Annotated in this window: 10 protein-coding genes; 8 read left to right on the top strand and 2 right to left on the bottom strand. The window is 64.6% G+C overall.

From position 1 onward, the window contains the following. Window positions 1-46 precede the first annotated feature (46 nt). The gene (gene kynA / locus OIT41_RS11620; RefSeq protein WP_264636489.1) at window positions 47-931 is read right to left on the bottom strand and encodes a tryptophan 2,3-dioxygenase; all 885 of its coding nucleotides are present in this window, start codon (window positions 929-931) and stop codon (window positions 47-49) included. A 298-nt stretch (window positions 932-1,229) separates the two neighbouring features. Here kynA and OIT41_RS11615 point away from each other — a divergent pair, with 298 nt between their 5' ends. From OIT41_RS11615 to OIT41_RS11585, 7 genes are all read left to right on the top strand, one after another. Continuing rightward, window positions 1,230-2,528, top strand: a complete 1,299-nt coding sequence (locus tag OIT41_RS11615) for an aspartate kinase (RefSeq protein ID WP_308196773.1) — start codon at window positions 1,230-1,232, stop codon at window positions 2,526-2,528. A gap of 109 nt (window positions 2,529-2,637) precedes the next feature. Beyond that, on the top strand, window positions 2,638-4,038 hold the full coding sequence (locus OIT41_RS11610) for a diaminobutyrate--2-oxoglutarate transaminase family protein (RefSeq protein WP_264636488.1): 1,401 nt from the start codon (window positions 2,638-2,640) through the stop codon (window positions 4,036-4,038). A gap of 46 nt (window positions 4,039-4,084) precedes the next feature. Continuing rightward, the gene (locus tag OIT41_RS11605; RefSeq protein WP_241707789.1) at window positions 4,085-8,239 is read left to right on the top strand and encodes a Pls/PosA family non-ribosomal peptide synthetase; all 4,155 of its coding nucleotides are present in this window, start codon (window positions 4,085-4,087) and stop codon (window positions 8,237-8,239) included. A gap of 54 nt (window positions 8,240-8,293) precedes the next feature. Continuing rightward, window positions 8,294-8,791 carry an HAD domain-containing protein gene (locus tag OIT41_RS11600; RefSeq protein WP_241707788.1) on the top strand — a complete coding sequence of 166 codons (498 nt, stop codon included), beginning with the start codon at window positions 8,294-8,296 and terminating at the stop codon, window positions 8,789-8,791. Between the two features lie 169 nt (window positions 8,792-8,960). Beyond that, window positions 8,961-10,175: an inorganic phosphate transporter gene (locus OIT41_RS11595; protein WP_264636487.1), complete on the top strand. Its 1,215-nt coding sequence runs from the start codon at window positions 8,961-8,963 to the stop codon at window positions 10,173-10,175. After that, window positions 10,172-10,393 (top strand): hypothetical protein, encoded by a 222-nt coding sequence (locus tag OIT41_RS11590; RefSeq protein ID WP_241707786.1) that lies wholly within the window; start codon window positions 10,172-10,174, stop codon window positions 10,391-10,393. The genes OIT41_RS11595 and OIT41_RS11590 overlap by 4 nt, the downstream gene beginning before the upstream one ends. Window positions 10,394-10,429: 36 nt before the next feature. Continuing rightward, window positions 10,430-11,026: a dihydrofolate reductase family protein gene (locus tag OIT41_RS11585; protein WP_241707785.1), complete on the top strand. Its 597-nt coding sequence runs from the start codon at window positions 10,430-10,432 to the stop codon at window positions 11,024-11,026. Here OIT41_RS11585 and OIT41_RS11580 read toward each other — a convergent pair. Beyond that, a complete protein-coding gene (locus OIT41_RS11580) occupies window positions 10,979-11,446 on the bottom strand; it encodes a hotdog fold thioesterase (protein WP_241707784.1) in 468 nt (155 codons plus the stop codon). The genes OIT41_RS11585 and OIT41_RS11580 overlap by 48 nt on opposite strands. A 157-nt stretch (window positions 11,447-11,603) precedes the next feature. Between OIT41_RS11580 and polA the strand changes: the two genes are divergently transcribed. Beyond that, on the top strand, window positions 11,604-14,246 hold the full coding sequence (polA, locus tag OIT41_RS11575) for a DNA polymerase I (RefSeq protein ID WP_241707841.1): 2,643 nt from the start codon (window positions 11,604-11,606) through the stop codon (window positions 14,244-14,246). The last annotated feature ends 34 nt before the right edge of the window (window positions 14,247-14,280 follow it).

Here is a 14,280-nt window from a genome sequence, read left to right as displayed (position 1 = left end):
TCTCCTGAGGGGAAATGTGGGGGTTTGCTCGGGTTGGAATTGCGGCTCAGTTGCCGATCTCGGTGCGGACGGCGTAGAGCTCCGGGAAGAAAGTCAGGTCCAGGGCCCGTTTGAGGAAGTCGACGCCGGAGGAGCCTCCCGTGCCCACCTTGAATCCGATGGTCCGTTGCACGGTCCGCAAGTGGCGGAAGCGCCAGGCGTGGAAGTTGTCCTCGATGTCCACGAGGTCTTCGCACGCTTCGTAGAATCCCCATGGCGTGGCTTCCGATTCGTAAATCTCCTGGAAGACCGGGACCAGGTCCTTCCGGAACGTCCACGGTTCGCTGGTGTCACGGTCCAGGATGTCGGCCGGAACGGCATAACCGGCCCGCGCCAGCACCGCGAGGAAGGCGTCGTACAGGGTCGGCTCCTCCAACAGCGTCGTGAGCTGGCTGTGCGCCGCGGGATCGCTCTCGAAGACCCGCAGCATGGAGCGGTTCTTGTTGCCCAGCAGGAACTCGACGCCGCGGTACTGGTGGGACTGGAACCCTGAAGAGCTGCCCAGGAAGCGCCGGAATTCGGAGTACTCGCGCGGAGTGAGCGTGCCCAGGACGGACCACTGCTCGGTCATGGTCCGCTGGATCGCCTTGACGCGGGCGATGCATTTGAGGGCCTTGGCAAGGTTGTCCACATCGAGGAGCCGTCGGGCTTCAAGAAGCTCATGCAGGATCAGCTTGAGCCACAGTTCGCTGGTCTGGTGCTGGATGATGAACAGCAATTCGTCATGGTGCTCCGGGGTGCTCAACGGGTGCTGGGCAGTGAGGAGGCGGTCAAGGTCCAGATACCCGCCATAGGACATGGCCTGGCTGAAGTCGGTGCGGACCGAATCCTCGATGGGCCGGATGTTTGTGGCCTTGATGGTCTCTTCGGAGTGGCCGGTGCGGTTTTCCATGCATTGAGCGTATCACTTGCGTGACGCACGTCAAGATTATGAATTTCAGGTTCATCCTGAGCCGCCTTCCCAAGGCTGCTTTTTGTTGCCTACGTGAACCGCTCGCACGGTCCATACGTTGTAAGATCGGCAGGGGGGTATGCGGGCTCCAGGAGGCTCCATGTACCAGCAGACAGTCAGCATTCGGGATTTACCAGCAGACCGTCGGCATCCGGAGGCAGACGGATCAGAACAATTCCCCGGTCTCGAACAGATGGCGCTTCGTACGCGTACAAAACTTCGGGCCCGGGACCTCATAGTGCAAAAGTACGGTGGCTCCTCGGTCGCCGACGCGGCGGCCATCAAACGGGTGGCCCGGCGGATCGCCGAGACCCGCGAGGCCGGGCATCCGCTGGTGGTGGTGGTTTCGGCCATGGGCGACACCACCGATGAACTGCTTGACCTGGCCGTGTCCCTCAGCCCCAGTCCTCCGGCGGGCGAACTCGACGCGTTGCTGACCACGGGTGAACGGATCTCCGTGACCCTTTTGGCGATTGCCTTGGCCGAGCTGGGCGTGCCTTCCCGGACCTTCAGCGGCAAAAAGGCCGGACTGATTACCGACGGCGTCCACGGCAAAGCGCACATCGTCAACGTTGACCCGCACCGTATCCGCGCTTGCTTGAAGCGCGAAGAGGTTGCCATCGTGGCTGGTTTCCAGGGGAAGGGCCTCAAGAAGAGGGAAGTCACCACCCTGGGCCGGGGCGGTTCGGACATCACCGCCGTCGCCTTGGCCGCAGCGTTGGGCGCCGGCATGTGCGAAATCTATACCGACGTCGACGGCGTATACACGGCCGACCCGCGGGTGGTTCCCCGCGCGCGGAAAATCGACGTCATTTCAAACGAGGAAATGCTGGAGCTGGCTGCGTCCGGTTCCAAAGTGGTGCATACCAGATGCCTCGAGTATGCCCGCCGTTTCGGCGTCCCCATCCACGTGCGTTCGTCCTTCAGCCGTGCCATGGGAACGCTGATCCTCCCGGGCCAGGACCAGGAGTCGGACTGGGACCACAGGCCCATCTGGGAACGGGCTCCGGCCGTGGAGCAGCCAGTGGTGTCCGCGGTTCTCTGTGACGCGTCCGTGGCGAAGCTGAAGGTCATAGGCGTCGCGGATGGCGTGGGAAAGTCCGCGGAAATCTTCGGGCTTCTGGCTGATGAGAGCGCCGAGGTCGACATGGCAGTTCAAAGCACCTCGTCCGTGCGCGCCGGCGGAAGCGATATTTCGTTGGCGGTTCCCAGCCGGGACGGATTCCGCGTCCGGGCGGCCTTGTCCGCTGCCCAGGGGGCCATCGGCTTCCTGGACCTCCAATACGACGGCCAGATCGGCAGGCTCTCGCTGATCGGGCTCGGCATGCGCACTGACGCCCAAGTATTTTCACGGCTCTTCAAGGCCCTTTCGGACGCGGGAGCCGAGATCGAGTTGATCTCTGCGTCGGACATCCGCATCGACGTCGTCGTCCGCGTGGCGGTGCTCGAGGACGCACAACGCGCCGTGCAGTTGGCCTTCGGGCTGGACCCCGCGGGAAATGACCAGGCAGGAGAGGAGGCCGTCAGCGCGCCATAGCGGGGCCGCAGTACCGGCCCCCCATCTCCCCGCGCCGCAGGCAAGGCCGCGGGAAGCGCCCAGTCATCGATCCGCCACCGCGGATCCCCCGGATAAGGACCCGATCGCCATGTACACACACCAGCAGCAGGCTACCTTGACCTCGGCACATGTCACCGGACCCCTGCCAGGACCCAGATCAGCCGAATTGTTGGCGCGCCAGGAACGAACAGAATCCAACGCCCGCACCTATCCACGGCATCTTCCCATTGCGATTGCCGAAGGTTCCGGTGCGTTCGTGCGGGACGTCGATGACAATGTCTTCCTTGACTTCCTGGCCGGTGCCGGGGTTTTGACCTTGGGGCACAGCCACCCGGAACTGGTTGAGGTGGTGGCCGGACAAGTGCGGAACCTGAGTCATGGGCTTGATTTCCCGACGCCGGCCAAGGACGCCTTCGTGCGGGCACAGCTGTCCATGCTTCCGCCCGGACTCGCCGAACGGATGAAGGTCCACTTCTGCGGACCGACCGGTGCAAATGCCGTGGATGCCGCCATCAAATTGTGCAAGACGGCCACTGGGCGGGGGGACGTCATTTGCTTCCAGGGCGCATTCCACGGCAGCAGCGCGGTCGGGATGGCGTTGACCGGGCTGGTCGAACAGAAGCGGCCGGTGGCGAACGGGATACCCGGAGTGCACTTCTTCCCCTATTCCTATTGTGCCCAGTGTCCCGTGGGCCTGAACCCGGAGACCTGCGCGACCAATTGTGTCCAGTTCCTCGAACACTCCCTCAAGGACCCGCTCGGGGGCATCCCGCTTCCCGCGGCGGTCATCATGGAAATGGTCCAAGGCGAGGGTGGAGTCGTACCGGCCACCATTGAATTCGCGCAAACCGTGCGCAGGGCGACGCGTGAGCTGGATATCCCGTTGATTATCGATGAGATCCAGACGGGCTGCGGGCGTACCGGAACCTGGTTCGCGTTCGAGCAGTTCGGGATCGAGCCCGACGTCATCGTGGCATCCAAGGCCCTGAGCGGGATAGGCCTCCCGGTTGCCCTCATCATCTACAACAAGGACCTTGACCGCTGGCTCCCCGGTGCCCACACCGGGACATTCCGTGGAAACCAGCTGGCCTTCGCCGCCGGGGCTGCCGCCGTCGAGATCATCCGGCGCGACGACGTTCTTGGCAACGTCCGCAGCCGCGGTGCGCAGATTGCCCGGCTTCTCGCGCCCTTGGCCAGCAACCCCTGGGTGCGTGAAGTTCGGGGCCGCGGGCTGATGTGGGGAATCGAGCTCGCTGATCCGGACACAGGCCGTCCTGCCGGAAGACTGGCCCGGGCAGTGCAGCGAAATGCCCTGGAGCGGGGCCTGATACTCGAATGCGGAGGGCGCGACGACTGCGTCGTCCGGCTCCTGCCACCGCTGAACATCACGGTAGAAATCGTCGATGCCGCCTGCGAGCTGCTGCTGGCCGCCATTGCCGAACAAAGCGCCATGGCCGAACGCAGGACCACGACGGATGCAGTCCGATAAGGCTCGACGAATTGGCATGACCCATTGGCGGGACCAGGAGGGGAAGATGGGAAGGCATACGGACCACGGCCGGACCCCCGGCGAAACGGCCACAAGCGCCGGACCCATGATCCAGCTAAGGGACGGCGCTGCGGTTCTCCTCGGCAGCGCACCGGACGCCACGGCGTCGGGCAAAATCACAAACGGCACCACCATCCGGTGGAGCCCCGGCGAGCGGCTCGAGGAGCTCTTCGAGGACCGGTGTGACCGGCAACGGGCCGAAGGCCGCAGCCATCATCCGGCAGTGGAAACGACCGATGGATCACTCAGCTACGAAGAACTGGACGCCCGGGCCAACCGCCTCGCCCGCTACCTCCAGGCCCGCGGCGCAAGCCCGGGCGACAAAATCGCACTGCTGTTCGACGACGCGGTGCGGTCCTATGTCTCCATGCTTGCGGTCCTCAAGGCCCATGCCGTCTACGTGCCCCTCGACCCGGCGTTCCCCTCCGAGAGAATTGCCTACATTGCCGCCGATGCCGACGTCACCATGATCCTGACTGTCTCCCGCCTGGCGGACAGCCTCCCGCCCGCGAGCGCAGCCCTCGCGGTTCGCATGGACAAGGAGGACCGCCGCATTGCCGCGTTCGAAGCCTCCCGACTGGCCTGGGCCGGGGAGGAGTCCCCGGCCAACGGACTGGCATACATCATCTACACGTCAGGATCCACGGGGCGGCCCAAGGGAGTGGCCATAGCCCACGCCAGCATCTGCCACTTCGTGCGGACCGCCGCCGAAACCTACGGCTACGATGCCCGCGACCGGGTCTACCAGGGCATGACCACGGCGTTCGACTTCTCCGTGGAGGAGATCTGGGTGCCATGGATGGTGGGGGCCACCTTGGTTCCCCGACCGCCCGGGAACAACCTCCTCGGGCCGGACCTTGCCGAGTTCATAGAGGCCCGGAACATCACCGCCCTTTGCTGTGTGCCGACCCTGCTCGCCACGCTCGACGACGACGTGCCCGGGCTGCGGTTCCTGCTCGTCTCCGGCGAAGCCTGCCCCGAGGACCTTGTGGCGCGCTGGCACCGGCCCGGCCGGCGCTTCCTGAATGTCTACGGGCCAACCGAAGCGACAGTGACGGCGACCTGGGGCACGGCGGAGCCCGGCAAGCCCGTGACGCTGGGCAAGCCCCTGCCCGGCTATGCGGCAGTCATCCTGGATCCCGTCCAGGACCGGGCCCTGGCCCACGGCGAGTTGGGCGAAATCGGCCTGGCGGGAGTAGGGCTCGCCAGGGGCTACATCAACCGGCCCGAGTTGACTGAAAGGGCATTCATTCCGGATTTCCTCGGCCTCGAGGACAACCCGTCCCACCGCATCTACCGCACCGGCGACCTTGGCCGGTTCAACGACCACGACGAAATCGAGTACCACGGCCGCACCGACACGCAGGTGAAGGTCCGGGGCTATCGGGTTGAGCTGAGCGAAATCGAAAGCGTCCTCCTGCAGATGCCGGGGATGGCGGCGGCTGTTGTGAAAACCTGGGAGCCCGAGCCGGGAATCACGGAACTTGCCGCCTACTACACGCTGCACCACAACGCACCCACGGTGGAAGGCGGGGACATCCGCGCCTGGCTGCGCGAGCGGCTCCCCGCCTACATGGTGCCAGCGTATTTCCTGTCCCTCCGGACCATGCCGATGATGGTCAGCGGGAAAGTGGACCGCAGGAGCCTGCCGGATCCCACCGGCCCGCGCGCGGTCAGTACAGGCGTCGCCGACACCAGCCCGGTGACGCCCACGGAACGGATCCTCGCCCCCGCTTTGGCCTCGGCCCTCCACCTCACGTCTGTCTCCACCACCGCCAATTTCTTCAACGATCTCGGGGCAAACTCCCTGTTGTTGGCGCATTTCTGCGCCAACGTCCGCAAGGTCGCCAACCCACCGTCAGTCTCGATGCGCGAAATTTATGCACATCCGACCATCGCCGCGCTGTCGGCCGCCTTGGACTCCGCGAGCGTCGGATCGACGGCGGGAGCCGACGTCGAGGGCCGGGAAATTGCGACGGCTGAACCCTTCCTGCGCGTCGGGACCGGCCAGTACCTGCTGTGCGGGGTTTTGCAGGCATTGGCGGGCCTGGCCTACGCCTACCTCGTCGTCCTCATCCCCTCCGCAGGTGAACAGTGGATCGGTGGCTCCCGGCAGCCCGGCGTCCTCGCGGCCCGCTCCGTCGTCGTCGGCACCGTATCGTTCCTGGCCTTGGCAGTCATGCCCATTGCGCTCAAATGGGCGCTCATCGGCCGGTGGAAGGCCGAGGAGTTCCCCCTCTGGTCCTTGCGGTACGTCCGCTTCTGGTTCGTCAAGACTCTCGTCAACACAAGCCCGGTGCGCTTGTTCGTCGGGACACCGGTCTTCCCCCTGTACCTCAGGGCTCTGGGGGCCAGGATCGGCCCGGGAGTAACGATCCTCTCCTCAAGGATTCCAGCATGCACCGACCTGCTGACAGTGGGTGCGGACACAGTGATCCGGAGGGATTCCACGTTCAATTGCTACCGCGCCCACGCCGGCCGGATCCAGACAGGGCCCGTCACTTTGGGCCGCAATGTCCTGATCGGCGAACAGACGACCCTGGATATTGATACCGCCATGGGCGACGACGCCCAACTGGGGCACAGCTCCTGCTTGTACCGCTTCCAGACGGTTCCGCCGGGCGCATCCTGGGCAGGCTCACCGGCCGAGCCCACCGGCACCAGCTACCGCAGGGCGGGACAAGCCGCTTCCGGGACCGCCCGCCGGGCCAGTTTCAGTTTCTGGACCGTACTGGTCCACGTGGTCCTGGTGTCTTCCATCGGGCTTGGAGTCGTCGACGTCATGCTCGCCTTCCTCCCCACGGGCGAAACGAACCCGACCCGGCCGCTCTTCTGGGAAGCGCTTTTACTGATCTCGGCCGTCCTTCTTTTCGGCAGCATCCTGGCCGCGTTCGCCGCCGCCGCCACCCTTCCCAGGCTGATTGCCTTGCTTCTTGTTCCGGGCAAGGACTACCCCCTGTACGGCGTCCGCTTCGGACTCTTGCGGACAGCCCAGCGCCTGACCAACCTCAAAGCCCTCCTCCAGCTCACCGGTGACAGTTCCCTGATCGTCTACTACCTGAACGTCCTGGGCTACCACCAGCCGGACCTGGTGCAGACCGGATCCAATTTCGGCGTGGGGCTGAAGCATGACAGCCCCACCCTGACGACTGTCGGCAGCGGCACCATGGTCTCGGATGGCCTTTCGATCATCAATGCGGACTATTCGAACACTGCTTTCCGCCTCAGCCCCACCATCATCGGGGCCAGGAGCTTCTTCGGCAACAACATCGCCTATCCCGCCGGGGCCAGAATGGGGGACAACTGCCTCCTGGGAACAAAGACGATGGTGCCTTTGGACGGTCCGCTCCGCGAGGGGGTTGGCCTCCTGGGCTCACCGCCCTTTGAAATACCGCGCACCGTTGACCGTGACAACGCCTTTGACCGGTTCCGGACGCCAGAGGAGCTACGGCGCCGGATCCCGGCAAAGAACCTGCACAATACCGTCACGGTAATCCTCTACCTGCTGGCCCGGTGGGTCGAACTGTATGTGATCCTCCTCGTTGCCTGGGGCTCGCAGGCCTTCCTCCCGAGCGCAGGAGGGCTCGCCGCGGTGGTCGCGGTGGGAACGATGGTGGTCACCACGGGCGCCCTGATGGTCCTCGTGGAGCGGGCATCCCTGGGATTTGGAAGGCTCTCGCCGACGTTTTGCTCCATCTACGAAGTGCCCTTCTGGCGGCACGAGCGCTTCTGGAAACTCGGCGCCGGGGGCATTGTGCAAATGTTCAACGGCACACCCTTCAAAGCAGTGATCTGGCGGATCCTGGGGGTTCGGATGGGCAAGAAGGTCTTCGACGACGGTTGCGGGATCCCGGAAAGGACCCTCGTCACCATCGGTGACTACTGCACCCTCAACGCCTACGCCGTCGCGCAATGCCACTCCATGGAGGACGGCGCCTTCAAACTCGATTCCATCAACGTGGGCATCGGCTGCACGCTTGGGGTGGGTGCATTCGTCCACTATGGCACCACCATGCATGAAGGTTCCGAGCTCGAAGGCGATTCGTTCCTGATGAAGGGCGAGGACATCCCCGCCTACGGCATCTTCGGCGGCAATCCCGCACGGGAGCTGAGCCGGAAGGCTGCCCCCGGACTGCTCTAACGTCGGCGCGTGGCTTACGCTGGCCCTAATGGGCGCGTCCGGTGAGGGGGTTGCATGACCAGCGTGTCACTCTATCTGGACGTCGACGGCGTGGTGAACCCCTTCGGTCCCATGGGCTTCACCGATTGGGGTACTGAATGGAAAATCGCCGACGCCGGCATACTTGACGTCGTTTACGCGTCCGAACTGGTCGATGAGCTCAACGAGCTGGCCGCGCATCCCGCGGCGAGGTTTGTCTGGCTGACCACGTGGCAGCGGCTCGCCCCTGAGTTCCTGTGCCCGGCCATCGGCCTCCACGGTAAGCACTGGCCCGTCCTGACGAGCGACGGTTGGGACCAGACCGCCGATTGGTGGAAGTTCGACGTTTTGCAAAAGGACGTCCAAGAATCCGGAGCCGAACGCATCGTGTGGATGGATGACCAGTTGAACCATGAAGCCGCGGCACGGTCCTGGGCGGAATTCCTCGGCCCCCGTGTGCTTTGGATCTCACCGGACCCGCGGCGGGGCCTGTCGCGGCGAGATATCGAGGCTGTTCGGCAATTCCTTGGATGATTCGATGTTTGGCCCTGCCGTCAATGGCACGTAGGATTCTTAGGGTTCCACGCCCGCCATAGTTAATTCCGCCAGTACAGTCAGATGAACGCCTGCTGAACTGTTTTGCGTCAGGCAGGCCCCGGGGAAGTGGAACTGCGCATCGTCGACTCTGCAGATTGGGCACCAGGTGGGAATCACCTTCATGGTCGCGCTTGTCATAGCGCTGGCCTTATTTTTTGACTTCACCAACGGGTTCCACGACACTGCGAACGCCATGGCGACTCCGATTGCCACAGGGGCCATCAAGCCCAAAACGGCTGTCGCCTTGGCCGCGGTGCTCAACCTCGTGGGCGCGTTCCTGTCGACCGAGGTGGCAAAGACCATATCGGGAGGCCTGATCCGCGAGGGCACGGACGGTGTCCACATCACGCCGGAAATCATCTTCGCCGGGCTGATGGGAGCGGTCCTGTGGAACATGTTCACGTGGCTCAAGGGGCTGCCGTCCAGTTCTTCGCACGCTCTCTTCGGCGGCCTCATCGGTGCGGCGATCGTCGGCATCGGATTCAACGCCGTCAACTTCGACACCGTGCTCCAGAAGGTCATCCTTCCCGCCGTCTTCTCGCCGCTGCTGGCGGGGGCCGTCGCCTATATATGCACCAAACTGGCCTACGCCCTGACGTCACGCCACGACCCCGAAACCGGCGACAAGCTGACCCAGAAGCGCGGCGGGTTCCGAACCGGCCAGATCTTCACCTCCAGCCTTGTCGCGCTGGCCCACGGCACCAATGACGCGCAAAAGACCATGGGCATCATCACCCTCGTGCTGATCGCCGCCGGAACCCAGCCCGCCGGAAGCGGACCCCAGCTCTGGGTCATCGGGGCCTGCGCGCTTGCCATCGCCATCGGAACCTACGCCGGCGGCTGGCGCATCATCCGGACCATGGGGTCCGGGCTGACCGACGTCAAGCCGGCCCAGGGCTTCTCCGCGGAAGCCAGCACCGCTTCGGCCATCCTCGCGTCCTCCCACCTCGGCTTCGCGCTGTCCACCACACAGGTGGCCTCCGGCTCGGTCATCGGCTCGGGTCTCGGACGCAAAGGCACCACGGTGCGCTGGGGAACTGTCGGGCGCATCGCCACAGGCTGGCTCTTCACCCTCCCCGCGGCCGCGATCGTGGGCGCCTTGACCGCGTTCCTCATCGGCACCGGCACCGCTGGCGTGGTGATCGCCGCCGTTGTGGGCACCGCCGTCGTCGTCTACATGTTCATCTACTCGAGGAAGTCGCACGTGGGCCACCACAACGCCGTCGAAGTCGAGGAAGCCGGCACCGCCGTCCGCTTCCGCAAGAAGAACGCCAAAAAACAAAGTCCGAGCAAAAGCACGAGTGAGGACATCCAGGCATGAAGTGGTTGGATCTGGTTCAGGTGGCCGGCGCGACCCTCGTCGCCGCCGTGGTCCTCGTGGTGCTGTATTCGCTCGGCGTCCGGCTCACTGCCGTCGCGGGCGACGCCCGGCAGAAGTCCCCGGCCATGGTCCGGACCCTGGCGTACGCGTGTTTCGCGGCCTGTGGAATTGCCGTGCTTTTCGGGATCTATCTGATCGTTCCGTACTTCACGAAGTAGCTGGGAACCCCGCTGCCTCATGGGTAGGGTGGTGCCATGGCGGACTTCCAGTACTACGTGGCATCCTCGCTTGACGGGTTCATCGCCACGAAAGAAGACGATCTCGGCTGGCTGCTCCAGTTCGAAGAGGCCGAGGGCGTCACCGAGAGCTACGAAGACTTCATGGCGGGCATCGGCTGCATCGTCATGGGTGGCCAGACCTATCGCTGGCTCATGGAGCACGAACCGGGCAAATGGCCCTATCCGGGTGTTCCATGCTGGATCTTCACCCACCGCGAGTATGCAGCGCCGCCCGGCGCGGACGTCACCTTCGTGCGCGGCGAGGTCGCGGAATTCGCACCGGACCTGATTGCCGACGCCGGTGACAAGAACGTGTGGCTGGTTGGCGGTGGGAACCTGGTGGCGCAGTTCGCCAAGGCAGGCCTGCTGGACGAGATGATTGTCACCCTCATCCCCGTCGCCTTGGGTACGGGCAAGCGCCTTTTGCCGGTCGAGAGCCCGACGGCGCCGCTCGAGTTGGTCTCGTCCCGCACCCTCGGTGCCGCAGCAGTCGAGATGCGCTACCGGTTCCCGGCCCGTGCCGGGTCAGCGGACCCTGTTCTCCCGGATCATGTTGGTGATCCGGGCCGTTGACAGTCGCCGGCCGTGTTCGTCGGTCATGACAATTTCATGGGTGGCGAGCGTACCGCCCAAGTGGATGGCCGTGCATGTGCCGGTGACCAGGCCGGCCGCTATGGAGCGATGATGGGTTGCGCCCACCTCGATTCCCACCACGTGGCGTCCGGCTCCTGCATGCAGGGCCGCCGCGAAGGAGCCCAAGGTTTCGGCGAGAACCACATGGGCTCCGCCGTGGAGGATGCCGGCAACCTGGGTGTTTCCCTCCACCGGCATGGTGGCCACGGTCCGTTCCGGCCCGAGCTCAAGGAACCTGATGCCCATCTTCGCCACGAGCGACCCCACCCCGTAACGGGAAAGCCAACCGTGCAACTCCGGCGGAACGCCGGCCGCATTGAGTTCGTCAGTGAACGGGCCCGGCGTGAAATTGTCCATCATGGCAACTAGGCTGGCACCTGTGAGCGAAACAACCAAACCGGACTCAGTTCCAACGTCAACGTCAACTGCCACCGCAACGGCACCAGACCCTTCGGCAACCATTGCGGGCACCGCGGCGGCTGGCCGCCCGAGGCTTCTGGTCCTCGATGGACACTCGATGGCGTTCCGGGCGTTCTATGCCCTGCCGGCTGAGAACTTCGCCACTTCCTCGGGCCAGCATACCAACGCCGTGCATGGCTTCACCTCGATGTTGATCAACCTGATCAAGGACCAGAAGCCCACCCACGTTGCAGTGGCCTTCGACGTCTCGGACGACACGACGTTCCGCAAGGCGGAGTACAGCGAATACAAGGGTGGCCGCAACGAAACGCCCCCGGAATTCCGCGGGCAGATCGATCTCATCGACCAGGTCATGGCGGCCTGGGGGATCAAGACCATCAAGATGCCCGGCTACGAGGCCGATGACATCCTCGCCACGCTCGCGGCACGGGGCGAGGCCGCAGGTTACGAAGTCCTCCTGGTTTCGGGGGACCGTGACGCTTTCCAGCTCATTACAGACAACGTGTTCGTCCTGTACCCGAAACAGGGGGTTTCCAACATTCCCCGCATGGACGCGGCAGCCATCGAAGAGAAGTACTTCGTTCCCCCCTCCCGCTACTCCGATCTCGCCGCGCTGGTAGGGGAGTCCGCCGACAACCTCGCCGGCGTTCCCGGCGTCGGCCCCAAGACCGCAGCCAAGTGGATCAACCTTTACGGCGGCCTGGAAGGGATCCTGGAGAACCTGGATTCCATCGGCGGCAAGGTCGGTGGAGCCCTCCGGGAAAACATCGACGCCGTCAAGCGCAATCGCCGCCTCAACCAGCTCCTGGGCGACCTTGAGCTCCCTGTGACGCTCGCCGAACTCGAGGAGCCGCGTCCTAATCGCCAAGAGGTCGAGACGCTCTTCGACACCCTCGAATTCAGGACCCTCCGCGCCCGGCTGTTCGCTCTCTACGGCGATGACACCGCCGGCGCGCCTGCCGAAACCATCGACGCGCCCGACTACGCGGTCCTGGAAGACGCAGCCGCCCTGGAGGCCTTCTTCGCGGGGGGTGCGGGGAGCCGTGCCGCGGTCGCCGTGCAGTTGGTTCCGGGACGGATTGGCGACGACGCCGCTGCCCTGGCCATCGTGCGGTCCAACGGGGCTGCCTACATCGAGCTGTCGTCCCTGGACGCGGCGGCCGATGCCGTCCTGGCCAAGTGGCTGCGTGATCCCGAAGAGGCCAAGGTCATGCACGAGTTCAAGGACGCCCTGAAGGCCTTGCACCATCGGGGACTTGGCCTGGAAGGCGTGGTGGACGACACCGCCATTTCGGGCTACCTGATCCAGCCGGACCGCCGCAGCTATGAGCTCGCCGAACTCGCCCAGCACCACTTGAGGATCACTGTCGCGGCTGCGGCGGCGCCAACAGGGCAGCTGGAACTCGAATTCGGCGATGGGCCGGACGGTGCCGCAGCCAGCGCGCTCGTCCAGCAGGCCGCCGTCGTGCACGCGCTGAGCAAGCACTTCGAAAGCGAGCTCGCGGAACGCAAGGCCGAGGCGCTCCTGACCACTCTGGAACTGCCGGTCGCACGGGTCCTGGCCCAGATGGAGCTCTCGGGCATCGCCATCTCCACGGAGCGGCTGAACGAGCAGCTCGCTGACCTCGCCAAGGTCATCGACAACGCCCAGGAGCAGGCATTTGCCGCAATCGGCCACGAGGTCAACCTCGGTTCGCCCAAGCAGCTCCAGACGGTCCTCTTCGAAGAACTCGGCTTGCCCAAAACCAAGAAGATCAAGTCCGGCTACACAACGGACGCCGCCTCGCTGAAGGCCCTCCTGGAGAAGACCGGCCACGAGTTCCTGGTTCAGCTCATGGCCCACCGCGAATCCTCCAAGCTGGCCCAAATGCTGGAGACTCTCAAGAAATCGGTGGCAGAGGACGGCCGCATCCACACCACGTACGCGCAGAACGTCGCGGCCACCGGACGCATTTCCTCCAACAACCCCAACCTGCAGAACATCCCGGTGCGCAGTGAGGAAGGCCGGCGCGTGCGCGGGATCTTCGTCGTCAGCGAGGGCTACGAATGCCTGCTGTCGGCCGACTACTCGCAGATCGAAATGCGCATCATGGCCCACCTGTCCGGGGACGAAGGACTCATCGAGGCGTACAAGGAGGGTGAGGACCTGCACCGCTACGTCGGCTCGCACATCTTCAACGTGGCACCGGAAGACGTCACGAGTGCCATGCGGTCCAAGGTCAAAGCCATGTCCTATGGATTGGCGTATGGCTTGACCTCGTTCGGCCTGTCCAAGCAGCTGGAAATCTCGGTCGACGAAGCCAGGACCCTCATGAAGGACTACTTCGACCGCTTCGGCGCCGTGCGCGACTATCTGCGCGGCGTGGTGGAGCAGGCCCGGATCGATGGTTACACCGCCACGATCGAGGGCCGCCGTCGCTATCTTCCGGACCTGACCAGCACGGACCGCCAGCACCGTGAGATCGCCGAACGCATTGCACTGAACTCGCCGATCCAGGGTTCGGCGGCGGACCTCATGAAGCGGGCCATGCTCGGCGTTTCGGCCGAGCTGACCAGCCAGGGACTCAAGTCCCGGATGCTGCTTCAGGTCCATGACGAACTCGTGCTCGAGGTGGCGCACGGCGAACGCGAAGCCGTCGAAAAACTCGTCACTGAACAAATGGGGACGGCGGCCCGGCTCACGGTGCCACTGGACGTGCAGGTAGGCGTCGGCTCCAGCTGGTACGACGCCGGGCACTAGCAGGCGCACCGGCCTGGTTGCAGGCTTCAACGGG

Origin of the sequence: Arthrobacter sp. YA7-1 (assembly GCF_025960325.1) — a bacterium.
Taxonomy (GTDB): Bacteria; Actinomycetota; Actinomycetes; order Actinomycetales; family Micrococcaceae; genus Arthrobacter; species Arthrobacter bambusae_A.
The sequence above is the reverse complement of the archived record's forward strand: the minus strand, read 5'-3'. Positions and strand labels throughout refer to the sequence as shown.

Excerpts from the sequence above, each read along its gene's own strand:
- OIT41_RS11580 (WP_241707784.1), bottom strand. The coding sequence starts at position 11,446 with ATGATGGACAATTTCACGCCGGGCCCGTTCACTGACGAACTCAATGCG.
- kynA (WP_264636489.1), bottom strand. The coding sequence starts at position 931 with ATGGAAAACCGCACCGGCCACTCCGAAGAGACCATCAAGGCCACAAAC.
- OIT41_RS11610 (WP_264636488.1), top strand. The coding sequence starts at position 2,638 with ATGTACACACACCAGCAGCAGGCTACCTTGACCTCGGCACATGTCACC.
- OIT41_RS11590 (WP_241707786.1), top strand. The coding sequence starts at position 10,172 with ATGAAGTGGTTGGATCTGGTTCAGGTGGCCGGCGCGACCCTCGTCGCC.
- OIT41_RS11600 (WP_241707788.1), top strand. The coding sequence starts at position 8,294 with ATGACCAGCGTGTCACTCTATCTGGACGTCGACGGCGTGGTGAACCCC.
- polA (WP_241707841.1), top strand. The coding sequence starts at position 11,604 with ATGGCGTTCCGGGCGTTCTATGCCCTGCCGGCTGAGAACTTCGCCACT.
- OIT41_RS11605 (WP_241707789.1), top strand. The coding sequence starts at position 4,085 with ATGGGAAGGCATACGGACCACGGCCGGACCCCCGGCGAAACGGCCACA.
- OIT41_RS11585 (WP_241707785.1), top strand. The coding sequence starts at position 10,430 with ATGGCGGACTTCCAGTACTACGTGGCATCCTCGCTTGACGGGTTCATC.